The sequence below is a fragment of the Georgenia sp. EYE_87 genome, from assembly GCF_023148685.1.
Taxonomy (GTDB): Bacteria; Actinomycetota; Actinomycetes; order Actinomycetales; family Actinomycetaceae; genus Georgenia.
Map to the genome: position 1 here is coordinate 1 of NZ_JAHXNL010000002.1, position 21,334 is coordinate 21,334.

At 73.2% G+C, this 21,334-nt stretch carries 24 protein-coding genes; 16 read left to right on the plus strand and 8 right to left on the minus strand.

Translation table 11 applies throughout. The annotated features are described in order from the left end of the window. The 3 genes from KZX45_RS03385 to KZX45_RS03395 all read right to left on the minus strand — a co-directional run. A partial coding sequence (locus KZX45_RS03385; RefSeq protein WP_248256320.1) for a DUF222 domain-containing protein occupies nt 1-388 on the minus strand: 388 nt, incomplete at its 3' end. 149 nt (nt 389-537) lie between these two features. After that, a complete protein-coding gene (locus KZX45_RS03390) occupies nt 538-1,629 on the minus strand; it encodes a DNA glycosylase AlkZ-like family protein (protein WP_248256321.1) in 1,092 nt (363 codons plus the stop codon). A 37-nt stretch (nt 1,630-1,666) separates the two neighbouring features. Then, a complete protein-coding gene (locus KZX45_RS03395; protein ID WP_248256322.1) occupies nt 1,667-2,074 on the minus strand; it encodes a hypothetical protein in 408 nt (135 codons plus the stop codon). Nucleotides 2,075-2,322: 248 nt separating this feature from the next. Between KZX45_RS03395 and KZX45_RS03400 the strand changes: the two genes are divergently transcribed. Next, nucleotides 2,323-3,078, plus strand: a complete 756-nt coding sequence (locus KZX45_RS03400; protein ID WP_248256323.1) for an SDR family NAD(P)-dependent oxidoreductase — start codon at nt 2,323-2,325, stop codon at nt 3,076-3,078. Nucleotides 3,079-3,158: 80 nt separating this feature from the next. On the opposite strand, the gene KZX45_RS03405 is transcribed toward KZX45_RS03400, so the two are convergent. Then, nucleotides 3,159-3,911, minus strand: coding sequence for a M23 family metallopeptidase (locus tag KZX45_RS03405; RefSeq protein WP_248256324.1), 753 nt, complete (start codon nt 3,909-3,911; stop codon nt 3,159-3,161). Nucleotides 3,912-4,137: 226 nt separating this feature from the next. On the opposite strand from KZX45_RS03405, the gene KZX45_RS03410 reads away from it, so the two are divergent. Both KZX45_RS03410 and KZX45_RS03415 read left to right on the plus strand, forming a co-directional pair. Continuing rightward, nucleotides 4,138-4,368: a DUF1918 domain-containing protein gene (locus tag KZX45_RS03410; protein WP_248256325.1), complete on the plus strand. Its 231-nt coding sequence runs from the start codon at nt 4,138-4,140 to the stop codon at nt 4,366-4,368. A gap of 3 nt (nt 4,369-4,371) precedes the next feature. Then, nucleotides 4,372-5,370, plus strand: coding sequence for a zinc-dependent alcohol dehydrogenase family protein (locus KZX45_RS03415; protein ID WP_248256326.1), 999 nt, complete (start codon nt 4,372-4,374; stop codon nt 5,368-5,370). Nucleotides 5,371-5,409: 39 nt separating this feature from the next. On the opposite strand, the gene KZX45_RS03420 is transcribed toward KZX45_RS03415, so the two are convergent. Together KZX45_RS03420 and KZX45_RS03425 are read right to left on the minus strand one after the other, a co-directional pair. Further along, nucleotides 5,410-5,889, minus strand: coding sequence for a GyrI-like domain-containing protein (locus KZX45_RS03420; protein WP_248256327.1), 480 nt, complete (start codon nt 5,887-5,889; stop codon nt 5,410-5,412). Nucleotides 5,890-6,001: 112 nt separating this feature from the next. Continuing rightward, entirely contained in the window at nt 6,002-6,775 is a 774-nt protein-coding gene (locus KZX45_RS03425) for a hypothetical protein (protein WP_248256328.1), read from the minus strand. A 120-nt stretch (nt 6,776-6,895) separates the two neighbouring features. Between KZX45_RS03425 and KZX45_RS20175 the strand changes: the two genes are divergently transcribed. From KZX45_RS20175 to KZX45_RS03490, 13 genes are all read left to right on the plus strand, one after another. Continuing rightward, nucleotides 6,896-8,638 (plus strand): carbon starvation protein A, encoded by a 1,743-nt coding sequence (locus KZX45_RS20175; protein WP_248256329.1) that lies wholly within the window; start codon nt 6,896-6,898, stop codon nt 8,636-8,638. After that, nucleotides 8,628-9,098 (plus strand): hypothetical protein, encoded by a 471-nt coding sequence (locus KZX45_RS03435; RefSeq protein ID WP_248256330.1) that lies wholly within the window; start codon nt 8,628-8,630, stop codon nt 9,096-9,098. Before KZX45_RS20175 ends, KZX45_RS03435 begins: the two co-directional genes overlap by 11 nt. Before the next feature lie 34 nt (nt 9,099-9,132). Beyond that, nucleotides 9,133-9,447, plus strand: a complete 315-nt coding sequence (locus KZX45_RS03440) for a hypothetical protein (protein WP_248256331.1) — start codon at nt 9,133-9,135, stop codon at nt 9,445-9,447. Next, a complete protein-coding gene (locus KZX45_RS03445; protein ID WP_248256332.1) occupies nt 9,444-10,259 on the plus strand; it encodes a phosphotransferase in 816 nt (271 codons plus the stop codon). Before KZX45_RS03440 ends, KZX45_RS03445 begins: the two co-directional genes overlap by 4 nt. Nucleotides 10,260-10,316: 57 nt before the next feature. Beyond that, nucleotides 10,317-10,922 carry a dihydrofolate reductase family protein gene (locus tag KZX45_RS03450; protein WP_248256333.1) on the plus strand — a complete coding sequence of 202 codons (606 nt, stop codon included), beginning with the start codon at nt 10,317-10,319 and terminating at the stop codon, nt 10,920-10,922. Nucleotides 10,923-11,006: 84 nt separating this feature from the next. Further along, nucleotides 11,007-11,267, plus strand: a complete 261-nt coding sequence (locus KZX45_RS03455) for a hypothetical protein (protein ID WP_248256334.1) — start codon at nt 11,007-11,009, stop codon at nt 11,265-11,267. Nucleotides 11,268-11,479: 212 nt separating this feature from the next. Next, entirely contained in the window at nt 11,480-13,363 is a 1,884-nt protein-coding gene (dnaK, locus tag KZX45_RS03460) for a molecular chaperone DnaK (RefSeq protein ID WP_248256335.1), read from the plus strand. Further along, the gene (gene grpE, locus KZX45_RS03465) at nt 13,360-14,013 is read left to right on the plus strand and encodes a nucleotide exchange factor GrpE (protein ID WP_248256336.1); all 654 of its coding nucleotides are present in this window, start codon (nt 13,360-13,362) and stop codon (nt 14,011-14,013) included. Before dnaK ends, grpE begins: the two co-directional genes overlap by 4 nt. A 73-nt stretch (nt 14,014-14,086) precedes the next feature. Continuing rightward, nucleotides 14,087-15,088, plus strand: a complete 1,002-nt coding sequence (locus tag KZX45_RS03470; RefSeq protein ID WP_248256337.1) for a DnaJ C-terminal domain-containing protein — start codon at nt 14,087-14,089, stop codon at nt 15,086-15,088. A gap of 92 nt (nt 15,089-15,180) precedes the next feature. After that, nucleotides 15,181-15,606 carry a heat shock protein transcriptional repressor HspR gene (locus tag KZX45_RS03475; RefSeq protein ID WP_248256338.1) on the plus strand — a complete coding sequence of 142 codons (426 nt, stop codon included), beginning with the start codon at nt 15,181-15,183 and terminating at the stop codon, nt 15,604-15,606. Nucleotides 15,607-15,946: 340 nt separating this feature from the next. Further along, nucleotides 15,947-17,395, plus strand: a complete 1,449-nt coding sequence (locus tag KZX45_RS03480) for a hypothetical protein (RefSeq protein WP_248256339.1) — start codon at nt 15,947-15,949, stop codon at nt 17,393-17,395. Nucleotides 17,396-17,519: 124 nt separating this feature from the next. Beyond that, nucleotides 17,520-18,542: a S1 family peptidase gene (locus KZX45_RS03485; RefSeq protein ID WP_248256340.1), complete on the plus strand. Its 1,023-nt coding sequence runs from the start codon at nt 17,520-17,522 to the stop codon at nt 18,540-18,542. After that, entirely contained in the window at nt 18,539-18,757 is a 219-nt protein-coding gene (locus tag KZX45_RS03490) for a hypothetical protein (protein WP_248256341.1), read from the plus strand. Before KZX45_RS03485 ends, KZX45_RS03490 begins: the two co-directional genes overlap by 4 nt. On the opposite strand, the gene KZX45_RS03495 is transcribed toward KZX45_RS03490, so the two are convergent. Continuing rightward, nucleotides 18,741-19,196, minus strand: coding sequence for an HIT family protein (locus tag KZX45_RS03495; RefSeq protein ID WP_248256342.1), 456 nt, complete (start codon nt 19,194-19,196; stop codon nt 18,741-18,743). The two genes, KZX45_RS03490 and KZX45_RS03495, sit on opposite strands and share 17 nt — an antisense overlap. Beyond that, nucleotides 19,193-21,313 (minus strand): prolyl oligopeptidase family protein, encoded by a 2,121-nt coding sequence (locus tag KZX45_RS03500; protein WP_248256343.1) that lies wholly within the window; start codon nt 21,311-21,313, stop codon nt 19,193-19,195. Before KZX45_RS03500 ends, KZX45_RS03495 begins: the two co-directional genes overlap by 4 nt. Nucleotides 21,314-21,334: the final 21 nt, after the last annotated feature.

Genomic DNA, 21,334 nt, shown 5'->3' on the forward strand with positions numbered 1-21,334 from the left:
CGGCGGCGTGGTCGGCGCTGATGTGCCCGGCGGCCAGGGCGGCGGCGGTGGCGGGGAGGTGGTCGCGCAGCCGGCGGGCGGTGGTGACCGCCTTGCCGGCGCGCGTGTGGTGGCGACCGGTCCGGGCGCGGTACCAGGCGGCGAAGGAGCGGGCGCCGGTGGTGGCCCACATCCCGTCGGTCTCGGCGGCGGCCAGGGTCCGGGCGGTGATGGCCTGGAGCTGCCGGTCGAGGGCTTCGATCGCGTCGACCGTCTCGAGGAGCGCGGGGGAGGGCAGGGCCTGCAGGTCCGTCTCGTCCAGGGCGCTCAGGTGCGCGCGGGCCGCGGCGAGGTGATCGGCCACCGAGTTCGGGGAGGCAGGACCGGGGGCCGACTCCGTGGTCGTCATCGTGCCCCCTTTGTCGCATGGTTCCGGGTCGTTCCGGATCACCACGAGCGTATAGAACGGGCGTTCGAAGCCGCAAGGGTTTCAGCGAATTTCCGCCGAAATTGTGGACAGGTTGGCATTCCAGCCGCCTGTGGACAGACCCGGGGTTTTCAGCCTCGCTTGACGGCGTGCAGGCCGAGCCACGCGGCAAGGTCGTCCAGCTCGGCGTCCACGGCGGCGCTCATGTCGCGAGCGAACGGCACGTCCTCGTGGACCGCGTTCACGCGCAGCACTCCGGACCTCCGGTCGGCGGCCGCGTCGATCTTCCCGACCAGCTGGTCGCCGTGAAGCACCGGGAGCGCGAAGTAGCCCCACCGTCGCTTCGCGGCCGGCTTGTACATCTCCAGGGTGTACTCGAAGTCGAACAGCTCGAGCGCCCGGGTCCGGTCGTGGACCAACCGGTCGAAGGGCGAGAGCAGCGCGGTGCGGCCCTCGAGCTCGCCGTCGTCGAGCGCAGCCGGGTCCACGCGCCACACGCCCCTGGTGCCCTCGACCTCGGCCGGGACCCCCGTCTCACCCACGTCGATCGGCTCCACCGGCATGGCGGTGGTCCTGGCCCGGGCGATGCCGAGCGCTCGGAGCCGGCGCTCGTTCTTGATCCGGCCGGCCTCCGGGCCGGACGGGACGACGACGTCCGCCGGGTAGACCCGGTCGGCGAGGTCCCACAGGCGCTCGCGCCCGGCGCGACCGGAGACCGCGACCTCGCCGCGCATCATGAGGCACTCGAGCATCTGTGTGACGTTGCGGTTGTTCGTCCAGCCGGTCGACGCCCAGGGCACCGTCGCCGCGTCGGGGATGTCCCGCGAGGTCAGCGGGCCGTCCGTGCGCAGTCGGTTGAGGACGTCACGACGGAAGGCGTCGTTGCTCCGCAGCCAGTCCCGGTGACGCTCGTAGGGTGGCCAGTCCGCGGCGGCGGCGAGGTAGAGTCCGACGTCGCTCATCGGACGCACGAGCGCGTTGTGCTCGAAGAGGCTCCTCTCCACCTCGAGCGCGTCCCGCAGCTGTTCCGGTCGGTACGTCGACCCCAGCCTGCTCCACGCGACCAGGTCAGCCGCCGGCGCGATCGCCGCTGTCGGGTCGATCTGCAGCATGGTCAGCTGCCGCACGGTCGCCAGCAGATCGTCCGGCCGGTGGGCGTCGAGCAGCTGCGCCCGCACCGCGATCCGCCGCGCCTGCTCCTTGGTCAGTCGGAGACGGGTCATCCTGCTTTGCCCCGGTCTGCCCGGGCGACCTGCCGCATCAGGCGGTCGGGTCGAGCAGCGCCGCGAACGGCGCGGTCCGGACGACGCCCGCCACAGCCCGCTCCAGCTCGGCGTCGAGGGGGACCAGGGCGTCCGCCTGCAGCTGGGTGAGCGCCACGTACTCGGCGTCGTAGGTCGAGGCCCAGCCCAGCAGTGTCGCCAGCTCCCACGCACGACGGCGGAGGACGGCGTCGCCCAGCAGCCGGATGCGCATCGCGCCGACCCGCGCGAGGCGGTCGAGCGCGACGTCGGCCGGCAGCGCGTCGCGGTGGACGGCCTCGTGCATCGTCGACAACGCCTGGGAACGCAGCAGGGTCGGAGCCAGTAGCTCATGGGCGTCGGGCACCTCGGCGCCTTCCGCCGCGAGTCGGAGCGCGGCGGCCGCGTCGACGACGAATCTGGTCATGAGCACCTCGCTTCGGATCGGGACGACGACGGCGGGAGGCCGCGACGACGGCGGGCGACCGCGGCGGGGCGGGCGACCGCGGCGGGGCGTGCGACGGCGGCGGGGCTCGCCCCGGTCATTCTCCCGGGACACGTCGCCGGGCGCCGGAGATTTCCAGGTCGACCGACGTGGTGGTGCCGAAGCGCCCTCACGGAGCCGCGGACCGCAGGAGAATACGGGGGCATCCACATCACAAAGGAGTGAGGAACATGTCCTTCGAAGGCAAGGTGGCCATCGTCACCGGTGGCGGGTCCGGACTCGGCGAGGCGATCGGCAAGGAGCTGGCCGCCAAGGGCGTCAAGGTGGTGCTCAGCGACATCAACGCCGAGGCCGCCGAGCGGGTGGCGAGCGAGATCTCCGGCGCCGGCGGGACGGCGTCGGCGATCGAGCAGGACACCGCCCTGAAGGAGGACTCCGAGAAGGTCGTCAGGTACGCCGTCGACACCTATGGCGCGCTGCACCTGGCGGTGAACAACGCGGGCATCGGCGGCCCGCAGGCGCCGGCCGGCGAGACAGACCTGGAGGCGTGGGACAAGGTCATCGACATCAACCTCAACGGCGTGCTCTACGGGATGCGGTACCAGATCCCCGAGATGCTCACCGCCGGTGCGGAGCGCTGCGCGATCGTCAACATGGCGTCCATCCACGGCACGGTGGCCGCCATCGGCAACGGGGCGTACACCGCGGCGAAGCACGGCGTCGTCGGCATCACGAAGAACGCCGCGGCGGAGTACGGACCGCAGGGGCTGCGCATCAACTCCGTCGGGCCGGGCTACATCATGACCCCGCTGCTGGAGAACAATCTCAGCCCCGAGATCCTGCAGCTGCTGGTCACCCGGCACCCGCTGGGAAGGCTCGGCCGCGCCGAGGAGGTGTCCCACCTGGTGTGCTTCCTGCTGTCGGAGGAGGCGTCGTTCATGACCGGCGGGTACTACCTCGTCGACGGCGGCTACACCACCGTCTGACGGGTTCGCGACGTCCGGCCGGTGGGCGACGTCCGGCCGGTGCCTGGCGTCCGACCGGTGGGTTGCCCCTGTCTCGGGAGTCACGACGTCGGCAGCGGCTCGACGATGTCGCCGTCCCGCGGCACGCCCGACGTGACGTCCTCGGTCCGCCCGCCGCGCGGGCGGACCGAGCGATAGTCGCGGAACGTCATCGGCAGGCCGCGCGCCCGTACCAGGTCGGCGGAGTCCATCACCTGTACGTGCACGTGGGGCTGCGTCGAGTTTCCGGAGTTGCCGCACCGGGCGACCGGGCGGCCCGCCGCGACGTCGTCGCCCGGCCGGACTTGCAGCGAGCCCCGCCGCAGGTGCACGAGGCCGACGTACGGCCCGGAGGCTCCCAGCGCGAGGATCACGTAGTTGCCCGCGACGGCGCCGAGGCCCTGCCTGAGCCGGCCGGCCTGCGTGAGCAGGTAGGGCACCAGGGTCAGCGGCGAGCGCCTGGCGGGATGGTCGGGCTCGCCGTCGTGCACGGCGACCACCCTTCCCGACGCCGGGGCGAGGATCGGCTGGTCGAAGCCGAGGAACCGCTCGGGTGGCTCGGTGGCGGCCACGGTGCGCCAGTCCCGCACCGGGGCGGTGCGCCCGCGCCGGTCGACGGCGACGAAGTCGATCGCGAACGTCTCGCCGAGGAGGTGCGTGCCGTGGCTGGGCACCCTCGTCGCCGGGCTGTTCTGCACGGTCCAGGTGCCGCGGAACGGCAGGGTCAGCGGCACCGGTGCGAGTCCAGGGTCCGGCACGTACGCGTCCGCCGCCCGGACCGCTGCCGTGAGGTCGTCCTCTCCGCCGTCGCGCATGAAGCCCCGCCCTCCGTCGGCCGTCGTCCTTGTCATCGTGGCGCCGCGGCAGGGGCGCCGTCGACCCATTTCTCCGGCCGGGGCCGGAGAACCCTTCCGGCGTCGCGTTCTCCGGTGGACGATGGGAGGCGACGGGCGTCGGCGCCGGTCGTCAGCGGAGGTGGGCCATGGACGTCGCCCTCGTACGGGAGAGTCGCACCGCGCTGACCGAGGCAGGAGGACCGCGATGACACGGGCCGAGCCGGGCGACCGGATCATCGTCCCCGCCGGCCAGGTCGGCGGGCACGACCGTGACGGCGAGGTGCTCGACGCCCGCGGCCCGGGCGGCACGCCGCCCTTCCTGGTGCGGTGGTCGGACGACGGGCACGTCTCACTCTTCTTCCCCGGCCCCGACACCGTCGTCCACGACGGCAGCACCCGCGTCCCGCCGCCCGCGCCGGGCGGGCGGTGGGGCTGAGGGATGCGCGCCTGGGTCGTGGCGGAGCCTGGTCCGGTCGCCGGGCACCCGCTGGAGTGGACGGAGCTGGCGGACCCGGTGCCCGGGCCCGGGCAGGTGCGCCTCCGCGTCGAGGCGTGCGGAGTGTGCCGCACCGACCTGCACCTGGCGGAGGGCGATCTCGCCCCGCGTCGACCGCGCACCGTCCCGGGTCACGAGGTGGTCGGCCGGGTCGACGCCGTGGGCCCCTCCTCCGAGCGGTTCGTCGTGGGGGATCGGGTCGGGGTGGCGTGGCTGCGAGGCACGTGCGGGCGGTGCCGGTGGTGCCGCTCGGGACGGGAGAACCTCTGCCCGCGCGCCACCTTCACCGGCTGGGACGCCGACGGCGGCTTCGCCGAGCTCGCGATCGTCGACGAGAGCTTCGCCTACCGGCTTCCCGGGGACGTCCCCGCGACGGCTGCCGCCCCGCTGCTGTGCTCGGGCATCGTGGGGTACCGCGCGCTGAAGCGGGCGACGTTGCCGCCGGGCGGCCGCCTCGGCCTGTACGGGTTCGGCGCCTCCGCCCACCTGGTGGCCCAGGTCGCCGTACGGCAGGGCGCCACCGTGCACGTCATGACCCGGTCGCCGGCCGCGCAGCGCCTCGCGCTCGAGCTCGGCGCGGCCTCCGCCTCCGGCGCCGACGCCGAGCCGCCCGAGCCGCTGGACGCGGCCGTCGTCTTCGCACCGGTGGGCACGCTCGTGCCGCCCGCGCTGCGGGCGCTCGACCGCGGCGGCGTCTGCGTCGTCGCCGGCATCCACCTCACCGACGTCCCCGCGCTCGACTACGAGCGCGAGCTGTTCTACGAGCGGGAGCTCCGGAGCGTCACGGCCAGCACCCGGGCGGACGGCGACGAGTTCCTCCGGCTCGCGGCGGCGCTGGACGTGCGCCCCGCGACGACCGTCCGGCCGCTGGCCGCCGCGGCCGACACCTTGGCCGACCTCGCGGCCGACGCCTACGAGGGGGCCGCCGTCCTGGTGCCGTGACGTGCCGGGACGTGCCGTGACGTGCCGTGACGACGCGCGTCAGGACTCCTCCTTCTCCGGGCCGGAGACCAGCCAGACGACGCGGGTGCGCCACGTGGCGGGGTCGGGGTCGGACGCCGGCCCGGAGTCGTAGCGTTCCCACATCTCCTCCTCGGCGTGCAGCCCGTGCTCGCCGAGCCAGGCCTCGAGGGCGGCGTAGGTCTCGCGCAGCGTCTCGTACGGCCCGACGTGGACCGCCTCGGCCGCACGGCCCGCGGGCAGCATGCCGCCGACGAGCTCCCCCGACCCGGCGAACGGCTCCGCCACGGGGAAGCCGGCCTCGATGTCGACGGTCTCGGCGGGTCGGCCTCGGTAGCGGGCGAACGGGGCTCCCGTCGGATCGACGTGGGCGTCCCGCAGCGCCCGGATCACGTCGTCGAAGATCTCGGCGAAGAACTCCTGCATCTGGTCCACGCGAATCTCGCGGCGGATGCCCACGGTGGGCTGTTCCTCGTGGTCGATGATCGTGACCTCAACCATGGCGTTCCCTCCCGGTGCGTCGTCGAGCCGGCACTGCCATCGAACACCCCGGTGCGGGGGGCGTGGACGGTTTCGGCGGTACGCCCGGGCGTTCGGCGGTACGTCCGGGCGTTCAGCGGAGGTTCGCGCGGCACCTCCGCTCCAGCTCTCGGCGCTGACGCACCCGCTCGCGCAGCGACCTGCGCGGCTCGAGCCCCACGGTGTCCGGGGCCCGGCGCACCGACAGCTCCGACCCGTCCCAGTCGCCCTCGAAGGACCACCGGGTCCACTCCTCGAGGTCCGGGAACGAGGCGTCCTGGCCGAAGAGCGCCGCCGCACCCGGTGGGAGCGGCGTCTCGGCCCGCAGGGCGATCCGATCGGCGCCGGGGCGCTCCTCGTCGGCCCGCACCGCCCCGACCACCACCTCGCCGTCCGCGGCGACCGCGAGCAACCGATCGTCGGGGTGGCTCCGCGCCGGGAAGGGCCGCATCGCGACGACGTCGATGTGCAGCAGGAGCCTGGGCAGGTACCACCAGTGCTCGCGGCACAGGAGCGGGGAGTCGGCGAGCAGCCGCGAGGGAGGGTAGCGGCGGAGCTCGTGCACGAGCAGGTCCCGCCGGAACGTCTCACCCGTGCGGTCCTCGGTCAGCGACGGCGTCCCGCGCAGCATGGTGGGGCGGAATCCCGCCCCCGTCGAGCGGGTCTCCGCCATCGTCGCGACCACCTCCGGCGCCGCGGCGACGGCGCGAGCCACGTCGGCGTCGGCGTAGGTGAAGGCGACCACGGGGCCGTCGGGCCCGGGCAGGAGCACCACGCCGTGCACCCGGGGCTCGCCGTCGCCGGTGAGCCACGACAGCTCGGCCACGGAGGAGGCGCGCACGGCCCGCACCACCTCCAGGGTCGCCATCGACGGGCCTCCGTGCGTGATTTCGCCCTCTGCCGTTGAAACCGCGGCATTGTAGCGCGAGAATCGGGCAAGGGTGTGACCTGCTTCACAGTGCCGTGAGGTGACCGAGAGGAGCGTGCCGTGCCTACCGCCGTCGTGATCGTCATCGTCGTCGCGGTCCTGTTCTTCCTGGGGTACCGCTACTACTCCGCCTACCTCGCCCGGAGGGTGTACGGGCTCGAGGCCTCCTTCGTGACGCCCGCCCACGAGTTCGAGGACGGGATCGACTACGTGCCGACGAACAAGCACGTGGTCTTCGGCCACCACTTCACCTCGGTGGCCGGGGCCGCGCCGATCGTCGGCCCCGCCATCGCCGCGTTCTGGGGCTGGGGACCGGCGCTGGTCTGGATCGTGCTCGGCACCATCTTCGCCGCCGGCGTGCACGACTTCGGCGCCCTGGCCGTCTCGGTGCGGCACAAGGCCCGCAGCATCGGGTCCATCGCCCGCGACGTCGTCTCGCGCCGGGCCCGGACCCTGTTCCTCTTCATCATCTTCTTCCTGCTCACCCTGGTGAACGCGGTGTTCGCCGTCGTCATCGGCAACCTCTTCATCGCGAATCCCGGCGCGGTCCTGCCGATCCTCGTGGAGATCCCCATCGCCATCGCGATCGGCCAGTACGTCTACCGCAACCGGACGGCGGCGCTGGTGCCCTCGCTCGTCGGCGTCGTCCTGCTGTACGCCCTCATCGTCGTGGGCCAGTACGTCCCGCTCGACATCACCCCGTGGGCGGACGCGCTCGGCATCGAGAACCCGCGCAACCTGTGGATCATCCTGCTGTTCGCCTACACCTTCGTCGCCTCGCGGATCCCGGTGTGGGTGCTCCTGCAGCCCCGCGACTACATCAACTCCCACCAGCTGTTCATCGCCCTCGGCGTCATCGCCCTGGGCATCTTCGTCGGCTGGGAGACCGTCGTGGCGCCCGTGGTCAACGACGTGCCGGCCGGGTCCCCGTCGATCTTCCCGTTCCTGTTCATCACGATCGCGTGCGGTGCGATCTCCGGCTTCCACTCCCTGGTCTCCTCCGGAACCACCTCGAAGCAGCTCGACAAGGAGACGGACGCCCGCTACGTCGGCTACATGGGGGCCGTGGGTGAGGGCTCGCTCGCCGTCGGCTCGCTGCTCGCGGTGACCGCCGGGGTGGCGGCGACCCGCGTGGACTGGGACGCCCTCTACGCAGACTTCTCGACGGCGTCCGGCGGGGCGACCGGAAACTTCGTCAACGGCGTCGCCCAGTTCGCCGGGAACCTCGGGGTCCCGTTGCAGGTCGCGACGATCTTCGCCGCCGTCGTGGTCATTTCGTTCGCGGCGACCACGATGGACACCGGGGTGCGGCTCCAGCGCTACGTCGTCCAGGAGATCGCCGAGATCGCCGGCTGGCACAAGCTCTCGCGGAACCTGACGCTCGCCAGCGTGGTCGCGGTCGTCGTCCCGCTGGGGCTCGCGCTGCTCCCCGGCGGCGGGGACGCCGGGTACGCCTTCGGTGTGCTGTGGCAGCTCTTCGGCACGACCAACCAGCTCACGGCCGGCCTGGCACTCGCGGTCGTGGCGGTGTGGGTGACCCGGCGCGGACGGAACGCCCTCGCGGTGATGATCCCGCTCGTCTTCCTGCTCGCGATGACCACGTGGGCCCTGATCATCAACCTCGTGCGGTTCATCGAGCTCGGCGAGTGGCTGCTGGCCCCGCTCGACGCGATCATCTTCGTGCTCGCCATGTGGCTGATCTACGAGGCGGCCGGGGCCATGGTCCGGACCCGCCGCCACGGTCCCGACCTGGAGGACCACGGCGAGGAGATCGTCGGAGGGAGGCCTGCCCGTGAGCTCTGACCCGCTGATCGTCCTCGTGCGGCCCTGGCGTGACGCGCGCGGGGGCGCCGGCGGCTGCTGCGCCGCCCCGGTGCCACGCTTCAGGCTGTGCGACGACGAGCCGCTCCCGCGTGCGGAGGACGACGTCTCCCTCCTTCTCGGCCGCACGTACGAGCTGCTCCGGGACTCGCTGCCGACGGCCGACGTGCAGATCGTCGACGCGAGCAACAGCGTGTACCTCGTGCCGACGACGTTCAGCCGGGTCCGGCGCCGGTCGGGCACCCGCCCGGCGCTGGCGGCGGCGCTCAGGGCCACGACGCCGGGCGCCGTGCTCGTCGACGGCGAGTGCGTCGGCGACCTGGAGGAGCTGGGACCGGAGGGGGTGCTCGAGGCCGTCCGTGACGTGGTCGCCGCAGGCCGCGATCCGGAAACCCGGGCAGGCCCGGTCACGGGCGCTGCCGGCTCCCGCGCAGGTGTCTGACGCCTGAGGGGTCGAGCAGGGCAGGCTGGTCCCCGTGGACGAGAGCGGAGGAGAGGGGGCGGCCGAGCCGGCCGACGGCGGGCGCCCGGTCGCGGTGCTGACCTGCGGACCGGCCGGTGCGGGCAGGACCACCTGCGCCCAGGCGCTCGAGCGCCAGGGGTACGTGCGGTTGGTCGACCTCGACGTCCCGCACGAGGTGCTCCGCCGACGCCTCCGGGCCCGGCGCGCGCGGGACGATGCCGACGCCCTCCCCGTCTCCGGCGAGCTCCTCTCCCGGTTCCTCGCCGGCTTCGAGGTGCCGCGCGGCGAGGGGGAGGAGGTCGTCGTCGTCCGGGAGCGCGCTCCGTGACGGGGCCACCACCACGGAGTGCGCTCGACGCGTTCGGCGGGTCCGGGAAGCTCGAGCCGTTGGACGGCGGGCAGGGCACGGCATGGCGGGCGGGGGCCCTCGTGCTCAAGCCGCTCGACATGTCCGAGGCGGAGCTCGAGTGGCAGGCGGACGTCCTCGCGGCGGTCGACGGGGCCCCTGACGTGCGCGTCGCCCCGCCCGTCCGGTCCGCGGGGGGCCTCCTCGTCGTCGAGGGATGGACCGCGTGGCGCTTCGAGGTGGGCTCCCCGCCGACGACGGAGCAGTACCGGGAGGTCATGGCCGCCGGGCGCGCGTTCCACCGGCATCTCGACGGGTGGCCGAGACCGGCGTTCCTGGACCGTCGCGACCACCCGTGGGCCCGGGCGGACCGGGTCGCGTGGAGCGAGGAACCCCCTCCCGACAGGGCTCGCCAGCCGCACGTCAAGGCGCTGCTCGATGCTCGGCGGCCGGTCCGCGGTCCCGCGCAGCTGGTCCACGGCGACCTCACCGACAACGTGCACCTTCACCCGCACCTGCCGCCGCTGGTGCTGGACCTCTCGCCGTACTGGCGCCCGCCGTCGTACGCGACGGCGATCGTGGCGGCGGACGCCGTCGTCTTCCGCGGGGCGGGCCTCGGTCTGATCGAGAGCGTCTGCGCCGAGGAGGCCGCCGACTTCCCGCAGCTGCTGGTGCGGGCGCTGCTCTTCCGCGCCGTGGCCGACCACCTCCTCGCGCCGGAGAAGGACGAGGACTGGGTCCGCTGGTTCGCGCCGGCGGTCCGGGCGGTCGTCGCGCTCGCCGAGAGGCGGTAGGGCGGTCATCGTTGTGTCATCGCGACGGTTCTCGAACGACCCGAGGAGGGGTCCTCGATGCAGGAGCTGATGGTGGACTTCATCGTGTCGCTGGACGGCTACGCGGCCGCAGAGGGCTGGCCCGGGTGGTGGGGGCTCGAGGGCCCCGAGTACCTCGGCTGGCTCGACCAGCAGGAGGAGAGCGACTACACCCTCCTGATGGGGGCGAACACCTACCGGTTGATGTCCGCGATGTCTGCCGAGGCCGCCGGGCAGGAGGCGGACTACTCCGCCGACGAGGCGGCCAGCCTGACCGGTCTCGAGGCCGTGCCCAAGATCGTCTTCTCCTCGACGCTTCAGAACCCGCTGTCCTGGGCCGGCACCAGACTGGTGAGCGGGGACGCGGTCGAGGCGGTGGCGGCGATGAAGCGGGACGGCGCGACCCCGATGCGCACGCTCGGCAGCGTCAGCCTGTGCCGCTCGCTCCTGGCGGCGGGTCTGGTGGACCGGTTCCGGCTGGTCGTCTTCCCGGTCATCACCGGGCGGACCGGTCGCGAACGGATCTTCGACGGGTACCCCGACGTCTCCCTGGAGATGGTGGCCAGCCGGACGTTCGACGGCCGGCTCCAGCTCCTCGAGTACGTCCCCACGGTGCTCGCGGGCCCGCCGGGCGCTGCGGCATGAGGGCGGCGCTGCGGCATGAGGGCGTCGCATGGGCGGACGTCGCCGCGGCGGCGGCGGACGGAGGCACGTGATCGGAGGAGCGACATGTCGCAGGAGAAGAAGATGGCGGAGCCGCAGCAGCAGGGTCGTAAGCCGGGCGGGTCCTGGCTCAGCCGCGCTGTCCACGTCGAGGAGGTCTCCGGCGGACCCCGACCGATCGAGGCTGTCGGAACGGCGGTGGCGGCGTTCGTAGGACTCGCGCGACGTCACCCGGTCGGCGCGGCCCTGGGAGCGGTCGCGGCGGTGTCGGTGGTCGTCGTCGTCGTGCGGGCGCTCCGTGACCGAGGTCGCCGGCCTCGCCCGTAGGCTGGCGCCGAGCACGCGCCCGCGCCACGTCGTCAGGAGACGACCCGCTCCGCCGTCGGGAATGAATCCCCACCCTTCGAGGTTGAGCCGTACAGACTCAAGTTTGAGCCGTCCGAGTTGACGCGCTCACCGGGCCGGTTCAGACTTGAGTGCATACGACTCAACACAGGTTCTGGTGATCCTCGCCGGACCGGGACGAAGGAGCTACGCACATGGCACGAGCTGTCGGGATCGACCTGGGAACCACCAACTCGGTGGTCGCTGTCCTGGAGGGTGGCGAGCCCACCGTCATCGCCAACGCGGAGGGGGCCCGTACCACCCCGTCGGTGGTGGCCTTCAGCAAGTCCGGTGAGGTCCTGGTCGGCGAGGTAGCCAAGCGTCAGGCCGTCACCAACGTCGACCGCACCATCACCTCCGTCAAGCGCCACATGGGCACCGACTGGAAGGTGGACATCGACGACAAGACCTACACGGCGCAGGAGATCTCCGCGCGCGTGCTCGGCAAGCTCAAGAAGGACGCCGAGTCCTACCTGGGCGAGCCCGTCACCGACGCGGTCATCACCGTCCCGGCGTACTTCAACGACGCCGAGCGCCAGGCGACCAAGGACGCCGGCCAGATCGCCGGCCTGAACGTCCTGCGCATCGTCAACGAGCCCACCGCCGCGGCCCTCGCCTACGGCCTGGAGAAGGGCAAGGAGGACGAGCTCATCCTGGTCTTCGACCTCGGTGGCGGCACCTTCGACGTCTCCCTCCTCGAGGTCGGCAAGGACGAGGACGACTTCTCCACGATCCAGGTCCGCGCCACCAACGGCGACAACCGCCTCGGCGGCGACGACTGGGACCAGCGGATCGTCGACTGGCTCGTCAAGCAGGTCAAGAACAAGGACGGCGTCGACCTCTCCAAGGACAAGATCGCCCTCCAGCGCCTGCGCGAGGCGGCCGAGCAGGCCAAGAAGGAGCTCTCCTCGACGACGAGCACCAACATCTCGCTGCAGTACCTCTCGATGAGCGAGTCCGGCCCGATCCACCTGGACGAGAAGCTCACCCGGGCCGCCTTCGAGGAGATGACCAAGGACCTCCTCGAGCGCACCAAGACCCCGTTCCACAACGTCATCAAGGACGCGGGCATCCAGCTCAGCGACATCGACCACGTGGTCCTCGTCGGCGGCTCGACCCGTATGCCGTCCGTGACCGAGGTCGTTCGCGAGCTCACCGGCGGCAAGGAGCCCAACAAGGGCGTGAACCCGGACGAGGTCGTCGCCGTCGGCGCCGCCCTGCAGGCCGGCGTCATCAAGGGCGACCGCAAGGACGTCCTGCTGATCGACGTCACCCCGCTCTCCCTCGGCATCGAGACCAAGGGCGGCGTGATGACCAAGCTCATCGAGCGCAACACGGCCATCCCGACCAAGCGGTCCGAGGTCTTCTCCACCGCCGAGGACAACCAGCCGAGCGTGCTGATCCAGGTCTTCCAGGGCGAGCGCGACTTCGCCCGCGACAACAAGCCGCTGGGGACCTTCGAGCTCACCGGCATCGCCCCGGCCCCCCGCGGCATGCCGCAGATCGAGGTCACCTTCGACATCGACGCCAACGGCATCGTGCACGTCTCCGCCAAGGACCGCGGCACGGGCAAGGAGCAGTCGATGACGATCACCGGCGGCTCGGCGCTGCCCAAGGACGAGATCGACCGCATGATCAAGGAGGCCGAGGCCCACGCCGCCGAGGACGCCAAGCGTCGTGAGGAGGCGGAGACCCGCAACACGGCCGAGCAGCTGGTCTACTCCACCGAGAAGCTCCTCACGGACAACGCCGAGAAGCTGCCGGAGAACGTGACCTCAGAGGTCCGCGGCGCCGTCGACAACCTCAAGAAGGCGCTCGAGGGCGACGACATCGAGGCGATCAAGACCGCCCAGTCCGAGCTGACCACCAAGAGCCAGAAGATCGGCGAGGCCCTCTACGCCCAGCAGCAGGCCGACGGCGCCTCCGCCGGCCCGCAGGGTGCGCCCGGCTTCGACGAGGGCGACGGCCAGGCCGGCCGCTCCGCCTCCGAGGACGAGGTCGTGGACGCCGAGATCGTGGACGACGAGGAGGCCAAGTGACGGGCGACAACGACCGTTCCGAGGAGGGGTACGAGAAGCCGGTCGTGCACGACCGCCGGCGGATCGACCCGGAGACCGGGAAGGTGCGTGGGCCCGCCGGCCAGGAGGCGCCGTCGTCCGTCGACGGCGGCGCCCCCGCCCCGGCCGAGGCGCCCGAGGGCGGCCCGGCGGGGGCCGCGGCGCCCGAGGTGGCCGACGAGCTCGCCCGGGCGCAGGCCGAGGCTCTCGACCTGGCGGACCAGCTCGCCCGCCGCAAGGCGGAGCTGTACAACCTCCAGCAGGAGTACAACGCCTACGTCCGGCGCTCGAAGGCCGACGCGGCCGCGCAGCGGCAGGCCGGCGCCCAGGACGTGGTCGAGGCGCTGCTGGGAGTGCTCGACGAGCTCGAGCTCGCGCGTCAGCACGGCGACCTGACCGGGCCGTTCGCCGCGATCGCGGAGAAGCTGGAGGGCACGCTCGCCCAGCGCTTCGAGGTCGAGCGCTACGGCGCGGTGGGCGAGGAGTTCGACCCCGCCGTCCACGAGGCGCTGATGCACAGCACCGACCCGGAGGCCACGGCGACGACGGTCACGCAGGTGCTCCAGCCCGGCTACCGTGCCGGGGAGCGGGTGCTGCGGGCCGCCCGGGTGGCGGTCAGCAGCCCCGAATGAGGAAGCAGAGCAGGGCTCGGTGCCGCGGCGGGCTTCCCGCCGCGGCACCTCACGATCGAGGAGGTGAGGCGGGATGACCGGACAGGACTGGCTCGAGAAGGACTTCTACGCCGCCCTCGGCGTCCCGAAGGACGCCGACGCCGACACGATCAAGAAGGCCTACCGCAAGCTCGCCCGGACCCACCACCCGGACCACAACCCGGGTGACACGGCGGCCGAGGAGAGGTTCAAGTCGGTCGGCGAGGCCTACGCCGTGCTCTCGGACCCCGAGCAGCGCAAGCAGTACGACGCGCTGCGCGCGATGGCCGGCGGTGGCGCGCGGTTCTCAGCCGGCCGCGGCGGCGGTCCGGGCGGTGCGGGCTTCGAGGATCTCTTCGGCGACATGTTCGGCGCCGGGGCAGGGACCACGGGCGGCCCGCGGGTGCGCTACACCACGCAGGGCCAGCAGCCCCCCGGCTTCGAGGACATCCTCTCGGGCATGTTCGGCGGGGCGGGCACGGGCTTCGGCTCGCGACGGCGGCCCCAGCGCGGCGCGGACGTCACCACCTCCGCCACGCTGCCGTTCCGCCAGGCCGTGTCCGGCTCGACCGTCCAGCTCACGGTCGACGGCCGCACCATGACCACCCGGATCCCGCCCGGCGTCCACGACGGCCAGAAGATCCGGCTGCGCGGCAAGGGGCGGCCGGGGCAGAACGGCGGCGAGCCCGGTGACCTCATCGTCACCGTGCACGTCGAGCCGCACCCCCTGTTCTCCCTCGACGGTAAGAACGTGCGGATCACCGTGCCCATCACCTTCGACGAGGCCGCGCTCGGCGCGACGATCGAGGTGCCGACCCTCGACGGGCGCCCGGTGAAGGTGAAGGTCCCGGCGGGCACGCCGTCCGGCCGGACGCTCCGGGTGCGGCGCAAGGGTCTCAGCGTGCCGATGGGGCCCGACGGCGACCTCCTGGTCACCGTGAACGTGGTGGTCCCGAGCCGTCTCTCGGGAGCCGCCAAGGACGCCGTGAAGGCGTTCGCCGCGGCGAACGAGGGCGTGAACCCGCGCGAAGGACTGCTGGAGCAGGCCGCGCGCTGACGCGTCCGCCGGGTGGGCCCCCGCCCACCCGGCGCCGGCGCCCGCGGCGCGGACGCCGCGGCACGGTACGAGGCAGAGAAGGGAGGCGGAGGATGGCGACGACCGAGCGGCGCGAGGACGCGCCCGTGCTGCCCATCTCGGTGGCCGCGGAGCTCGCCGGCATGCACCCGCAGACCCTGCGGCAGTACGACCGGCTCGGGCTCGTGGAGCCGCGCCGGACCCGCGGGCGCGGACGCCGGTACTCCATGCGCGACGTGCTGAGGCTGCGCGAGGTGCAGCGCCTCAGCCAGGAGGAGGGCGTCAACCTCGCCGGCATCAAGCGGATCCTGGAGCTCGAGGACGAGCTCGTGCAGGTTCGGTCCGAGAACGAGCGGCTCCGGCTCATCGCCGACCCCGGGCAGCGCATCTTCGCGGCGGGACCCTCCGGCGACGTGGTCGCGGTCCCACGGGGCACGCGGGTGCGCCGGGTGTCGACCACCACCGCCGGGGCGCTGGTCCTCTGGCGGCCGCAGCGCTGACCCGGCAGTGCGGGTCCTGCAGGTCATCGCCTCACCCTCGCCTCACCCTCTCTCACCCTCGCCCTCACCCTGACTCACCCGGTAGTCACCCTCGCTCACCCCTACCGTCGCCCCTGGCCGTTCGGGTGGTCTTCATCCGTCCGATACTCCTTCGCCGCGGCACCCGCGCGGTGTGCTTCACCCAGGGATTCGGACGGCCGTCTCAGGCGCTCGTCCGGACCTGCGGTGGCCCGCCGGGCCACCGCCGAGCGCGACCCGCCTGGTGCGGGAGGGAGCCGTAGGTCGGCTCCCTTCCCCTCTGGCGGCGTCCGCGACAGGGGTCGGGAACGAGGAGCGCACCGTGGTTGCTGTCAGAGCATCAGGAGTACTTGGGGCCGTCGCACTCGGCGCGGGCATGCTGATCGCCACACCGGCGTCGGCCGGCGCGTTCGGGACGGTGACCGGTGCGGCCCCCGCGGCGGCGACGCAGTGCATCGGGGTCGCCCCCACCTACGGCGAGGTGCTGGTCCGCGCGGCGCGGACCGAGACGATCGAGCACGCGGGAACGTGGGTGACGGAGGGGCGCTGGACCCGCTGGGTGGTCGACCAGCCGTACCGCCCGGCGGTGCCTGAGGTCTCGCACGTGGAGCGTGAGTGGTCGAACGAGCCGCTCGAGGGCTGGGAGTCGACCGGGGAGTCGCGGTACGTCGTCACACAGCCCGCCGTGCCCGGGACCCCGGAGGTCCCGGAGCAGACCGAGCTCCGCGAGACCGACCCCGGGCAGCCGGCGATCCCGCCCACCTACGAGCAGGTCCACCACGAGGCGGTCTACCGGACGGTTCACCACGAGGCGGTCTACCGCACCGTGAACCACCCCGCGGTCTACGAGACGATCCACCACCCCGCCGTCGTCCTGTACGAGTTCCAGCAGAACCCCACCGGCAGGACGGAATGGAGCACGGACCCGCAGTGGAACGCCCAGGGCAACGCGAACAGCCAGGGCTGGACCGCGACGGGCGTGAGTAGCGTGCTCGAGGCCGCGTGGGACGAGCAGAAGCTGGTCACCGAGGCGTGGGACGAGCAGGTGCTGGTCACCCCGGCCTGGGACGAGGAGATTCTGGTGAAGGAGGCCTGGGTGGAGGACGTCCTCGTCGATGCCGGCCAGGAGTACGTCGCCCCCACCTACGAGACCGTCGTCGTGGTGCCCTACCAGCCCGCCGTGCCGGCCGTCCCGGAGCAGGGCCACACCGAGCGTGAGTACTCCCGGGTGGTCGTCACCCAGGAGGCCGAGGCGGAGGTCGACGAGGTCGGGCACCTGGATGAACGGTGGTCCGCCACCTCGCCCGGCGAGGGCTGGGAGGACACCGGCACGACGCGTCAGGTCGAGACCGAGGCGCCGTGGACCGAGGAGGTGCACCACCCCGCAGAGTACGAGACCCGCATGACCGACCCCGGCGTCACGTGCGCCGAGCCGGGAGCCGGTGCCGGTGGTGCGGGAGGGCGGGCGAGCACCGCCGTGCCCGTGCGGACCGTGGCGGCCACCGTCGTCGCGCCTGCCGGGACGAGCGCCGCCACGTCGGAGGTTGCCGTCGCGACACTGCCCACGACGGGCGCCACCACCGGCCTGCTCGCGGCCGCCCTCGTGGCCGGAGCTGCCGGGGCCGCCCTTCTCGCCGCCCGCTCGCTGGCCGGGCGCATCGCCGACGGCGTCGGCCGGCACCGCCTCGACCGCGGCCCCGACACGCGCGCCGCCCGGGAGCGAGCCGCCCAGGACGCGGCAGGTCGTCGCGCCCACCGGCGCACGGCCTAGAGCCGGGCGCGCCCGACGCTTCCCCCGGCGTCGGGCGCGTCCTTCCACGTCTCCGTGAGGCGCCCCCGGGTCGCCACCCCCGCCACGTGCACCGATGTTGGTGCCACCCGCCACACTGGGCGCCATGGATGTGGACGAGGCCAGGACGGTCAAGAGCCAGCTCGCCGTCTACGCGGGCGAGCTCCTCGCCGGTCGGGCCGGCGCCACCGCAGCCGCCGTGCGGGTCGGTGTCGCCATCGGCCTGGCACCGCGACCGGACGGCTCCTTCGGAGTCGCCGTGCGCTACCCGCTGGGTACCTCCACCGCCCGCATGGTCGCCCGACGGCTGCGCGCGGAGGCAGGCCCCGTGGTTGACGTCCGCCGCACCGGGCGGGTTCGGCCCTTCGCCGTCCGGGCCACGCGGGCGCCGGTCCCCACCGCTCGTGCTCTCGGTGAGACCGGGCGCGTCCGGCCCCTGCGTCCGGGCGCCTCGGTGGCGCACCAGGCGGTCAGTGCGGGCACGCTCGGCGGGTTCGTCACGGTTGCGGGCGACCCGGGGACCTTCCTCCTGTCCAACCACCACGTCCTGGTCGGTCCGTCCGGCCGTGCGGGCGACCCGGTGGTTCAGCCGGCGCCCGCCGACGGTGGCAGCGTCGAGGACCGCGTCGGCTCGCTGACCACGTTCGCCCCGCTGACCTCCGGCGAGCCGGCACTGGTCGACGCGGCGCTCGCCCGCCTGGACGACGGCGTCGAGGCGGATCCGGCCTACCCGGTGGGTGCGCTCACCGGGGTCGCCGAGGTCGTCGGTGACGACGTCGTGCAGAAGGTCGGCCGCACCACCGGGATCACCGACGGCCACGTGACCGCCATCGAGCTCGACGGCCTCGTGGTCGGCTACGGGGCCGGCGTCGGCGAGCTGACCTTCGACGACCAGATCGAGGTGGAGGGCGCCGGGGAGCAGCCGTTCTCCGCCGGCGGGGACAGCGGGGCGCTCGTCTACCGGCCCTCCGACGGCCGGGCCGTCGGGCTCCTCTTTGCCGGCAGCGAGACCGGGGGCGAGAATGGCCGAGGGCTGACCTATCTCAACCCCGTCGTCGAGGTGCTGACCGCGCTGGGCGCCACGCTCGTGCAGGCCCGGCCGGCGGCACACGGAGGTGCGTCCCGATGACCGACCTGCCGCAGGCCCGCGCCGCCAAGGAGCACCTGCGCGACCGTCTCCGGGATCGCGACGGGGTCGTCGGGGTCGGGATCGCCCGGTCGTCGGGCGGGTACTGCGTCACGGTCAACGTCGCGGACGCGGCCGCGGCCGGGCAGGTGCCCTCGGACGTCGACGGCGTCGAGGTGCGGATCGCCGTCGTCGGCGGGATCACCGCCCAGGCCTGAGCGCGCGCACCAGGCGCGCGGCCACGGAGTCGAGCTCGTCCCGCGACGGCCGTGCCGGGACGTTTTCCTCCACGATGCGCAGGCCGTCGTCCGTCCGGCGGGGGATGACGTGGAGGTGCACGTGCCCGACGCTCTGCCCGGCCGCCTCGCCGTCGGACAGATGCAGGTTGACCCCCTCGGACCACGCCGGGTCGGCGCGCATGACGGCCGCGATGCGGTGCGCCGCACGCCACACCGCCTCGCCGACAGGAACGGGAAGGTCCACGAGGCCGACGGCGTGCCGACGCGGCACCACGAGCACGTGCCCGGTGTTGACCGGCACGGTGTCGAGGAACGCGACGACCTCGTCGTCGGCGTGGACGACGCTCGCCGGTGCGCGACCGGCCGCGATGTCGCAGAACAGGCACCCCGCGGTCGGCGCCCCGCCGGCGGGACTCATCCGATCCGCTGCCACAGGAACTCGAACGCCAGCGCCTGCATGAACGCCGCCTGGGCGTTCGTCGCCGCCCCGCCGTGACCGCCCTCGATGTTCTCGAAGTACGTGACGTCCTTGCCTGCCTCGAGCATCTGCGCCGCCATCTTGCGGGCGTGCCCGGGGTGGACGCGGTCGTCCCGGGTGGAGGTCGTGAACAGCACGGGCGGGTAGTCGCGGTCCGGGTCGAACAGGTGGTACGCCGAGAAGGTCCTGATGAACTCCCACTGCTCGGGGTCGTCCGGGTCGCCGTACTCGGCCATCCACGACGCCCCCGCCAGCAGGTGCGAGTAACGCTTCATGTCCAGCAGCGGCACCTGGCACACGATGGCGCCGAACAGGTCCGGGTACCGGGTGAGCATGTTGCCCATCAGCAGGCCGCCGTTGGAGCCGCCCTGCGCACCGAGGTGCGCGCGGTCCGTCACGCCGCGCGCCACGAGGTCGCGCGCGACGGCGGCGAAGTCCTCGTACGCCTTGTGCCGGTTCTGCTTCAGCGCCGCCTGGTGCCAGCGCGGCCCGTACTCGCCGCCGCCGCGGATGTTCGCCACCACGTACACCCCGCCGCGCTCCAGCCAGGCCCGCCCGATGCCGCCCGAGTACGCCGGCACGCGGGAGACCTCGAAGCCGCCGTAGCCGTACAGCAGCGTCGGGGCGGGCTGCGCCGCGCCGTCGTGCGACACCGGGTCGCGGGAGACCTGGAAGTAGGGCACCCGCGTGCCGTCCGCGGAGGTGACGAAGTGCTGCTCCACGTGGAGCCCGGTCGCGTCGAAGTAGGCCGGCAGCGCCTTGAGGCGCTCGATCGAGGTGGTGGCGCCGTCCTCGTCCAGGTCGAGGCGGGAGAGCGTGGTGGGGGTGAGGAAGCCGGTGGTCGTCAGCCACAGCGCGTCCTCCTCGTCCGCGTCCACGGCCCCGACGGCGATGGTTGCCAGCTCGGGCACCTCGCCGGCCGCGGTCCCGCCCGCCGTGAGGTCGAGCGGGCGGCGCCGCCACGGTTCGCGCGAGCCGGCGGCCGGGGGCGTGAGGACCTCCAGGCGGTTGCTCACGTCGTCGAGGATGTTGAGGACGAGGTGGTGGCGGGTCCACGACGCCCCGGCGAGCGACGTCGTCGGGGTCGGCGCGTAGAGCACCTCGAACCGGCGGTCCCCGGCGAGGAAGTTCTCGAGCGGGACGGCGAGCAGCGCGCCGCCCGGGTAGGTGCGGCCGCCGACCGTCCAGTCCTCGCGCAGCTCCACGGTGAGCCAGTCGCGGTACAGGTCCGGGTCGGCGGAGCGCGGGACCTCGAGCAGCGTGAGCGAGTCGTCCGGGCCGAGCAGGTACATCTGGGAGTCGTAGAAGGCGAGGTGGCGGAACACCACGTCCCGCTCGTAGCCGGGCGTGGAGTCGTGGCCGGCGCCGATGAGCATGTCGGTGGGCTCGCCGGCGTAGATCTCCGTCGCCTCGGACAGCGGCGTCCCGCGGCGCCAACGGCGCACCGTGCGGGGGTAGCCGGAGGTGGTCATCGACCCCTCGCCGAAGTCGGTGTAGACGAACACGGAGTCGCCCGAGGCGTCCGCCCAGGCGATGCCCCCCTTCGACTCCTCGCGGGTGAAGCCGTCCTCCACCCACGTCTTCGTGGTGAGGTCGAACTCGCGCGTGACGTCGGCGTCGGCGCCGCCGCGGGAGAGCTGGACGAGCGCCCGGGAGTAGGACGGGCGCAGCACCCGGGCGCCGTGCCAGACCCAGTTGGCGCCCTCGGCCGCGTTGAGGGCGTCGACGTCGATCAGCACCTCCCACTCCGGCGAGTCGGTGCGGTAGGACTCCCACGTGGTGCGGCGCCAGAGGCCCCGCTCGTGCTCGGCGTCGGTCCAGAAGTTGTACAGGTGCTCCCCGCGCTGGACCACGCCGGGGATCTTGTCGGTGGAGTCCAGCACCTCGAGGATGCCGCGTCGCATCCGGTTGAAGCGCTCGCCGCTGGCCAGCATCGACTCGGCGTGCGTGTTGCGCTCACGCACCCACGCCAGCTGCTCCGGCCCCTCGACGTCCTCCAGCCAGGCGTGCGCGTCCCGGGTCTCGGGGGCGGCCACGCGGCCGGTCATCTCGGTCATCCTCGTCATCCGCCTATCTCA

Bases quoted from the DNA above. Each gene is read 5' to 3' on its own strand.
- KZX45_RS03390 (WP_248256321.1), bottom strand. From the start codon at position 1,629: ATGACCCGTCTCCGACTGACCAAGGAGCAGGCGCGGCGGATCGCGGTG.
- KZX45_RS03395 (WP_248256322.1), bottom strand. From the start codon at position 2,074: ATGACCAGATTCGTCGTCGACGCGGCCGCCGCGCTCCGACTCGCGGCG.
- KZX45_RS03400 (WP_248256323.1), top strand. From the start codon at position 2,323: ATGTCCTTCGAAGGCAAGGTGGCCATCGTCACCGGTGGCGGGTCCGGA.
- KZX45_RS03405 (WP_248256324.1), bottom strand. From the start codon at position 3,911: ATGCGCGACGGCGGAGAGGACGACCTCACGGCAGCGGTCCGGGCGGCG.
- KZX45_RS03410 (WP_248256325.1), top strand. From the start codon at position 4,138: ATGACACGGGCCGAGCCGGGCGACCGGATCATCGTCCCCGCCGGCCAG.
- KZX45_RS03415 (WP_248256326.1), top strand. From the start codon at position 4,372: ATGCGCGCCTGGGTCGTGGCGGAGCCTGGTCCGGTCGCCGGGCACCCG.
- KZX45_RS03420 (WP_248256327.1), bottom strand. From the start codon at position 5,889: ATGGTTGAGGTCACGATCATCGACCACGAGGAACAGCCCACCGTGGGC.
- KZX45_RS03425 (WP_248256328.1), bottom strand. From the start codon at position 6,775: ATGGCGACCCTGGAGGTGGTGCGGGCCGTGCGCGCCTCCTCCGTGGCC.
- KZX45_RS03450 (WP_248256333.1), top strand. From the start codon at position 10,317: ATGCAGGAGCTGATGGTGGACTTCATCGTGTCGCTGGACGGCTACGCG.
- KZX45_RS03455 (WP_248256334.1), top strand. From the start codon at position 11,007: ATGTCGCAGGAGAAGAAGATGGCGGAGCCGCAGCAGCAGGGTCGTAAG.
- dnaK (WP_248256335.1), top strand. From the start codon at position 11,480: ATGGCACGAGCTGTCGGGATCGACCTGGGAACCACCAACTCGGTGGTC.
- KZX45_RS03470 (WP_248256337.1), top strand. From the start codon at position 14,087: ATGACCGGACAGGACTGGCTCGAGAAGGACTTCTACGCCGCCCTCGGC.
- KZX45_RS03475 (WP_248256338.1), top strand. From the start codon at position 15,181: ATGGCGACGACCGAGCGGCGCGAGGACGCGCCCGTGCTGCCCATCTCG.
- KZX45_RS03485 (WP_248256340.1), top strand. From the start codon at position 17,520: ATGGATGTGGACGAGGCCAGGACGGTCAAGAGCCAGCTCGCCGTCTAC.
- KZX45_RS03490 (WP_248256341.1), top strand. From the start codon at position 18,539: ATGACCGACCTGCCGCAGGCCCGCGCCGCCAAGGAGCACCTGCGCGAC.
- KZX45_RS03495 (WP_248256342.1), bottom strand. From the start codon at position 19,196: ATGAGTCCCGCCGGCGGGGCGCCGACCGCGGGGTGCCTGTTCTGCGAC.
- KZX45_RS03500 (WP_248256343.1), bottom strand. From the start codon at position 21,313: ATGACCGAGATGACCGGCCGCGTGGCCGCCCCCGAGACCCGGGACGCG.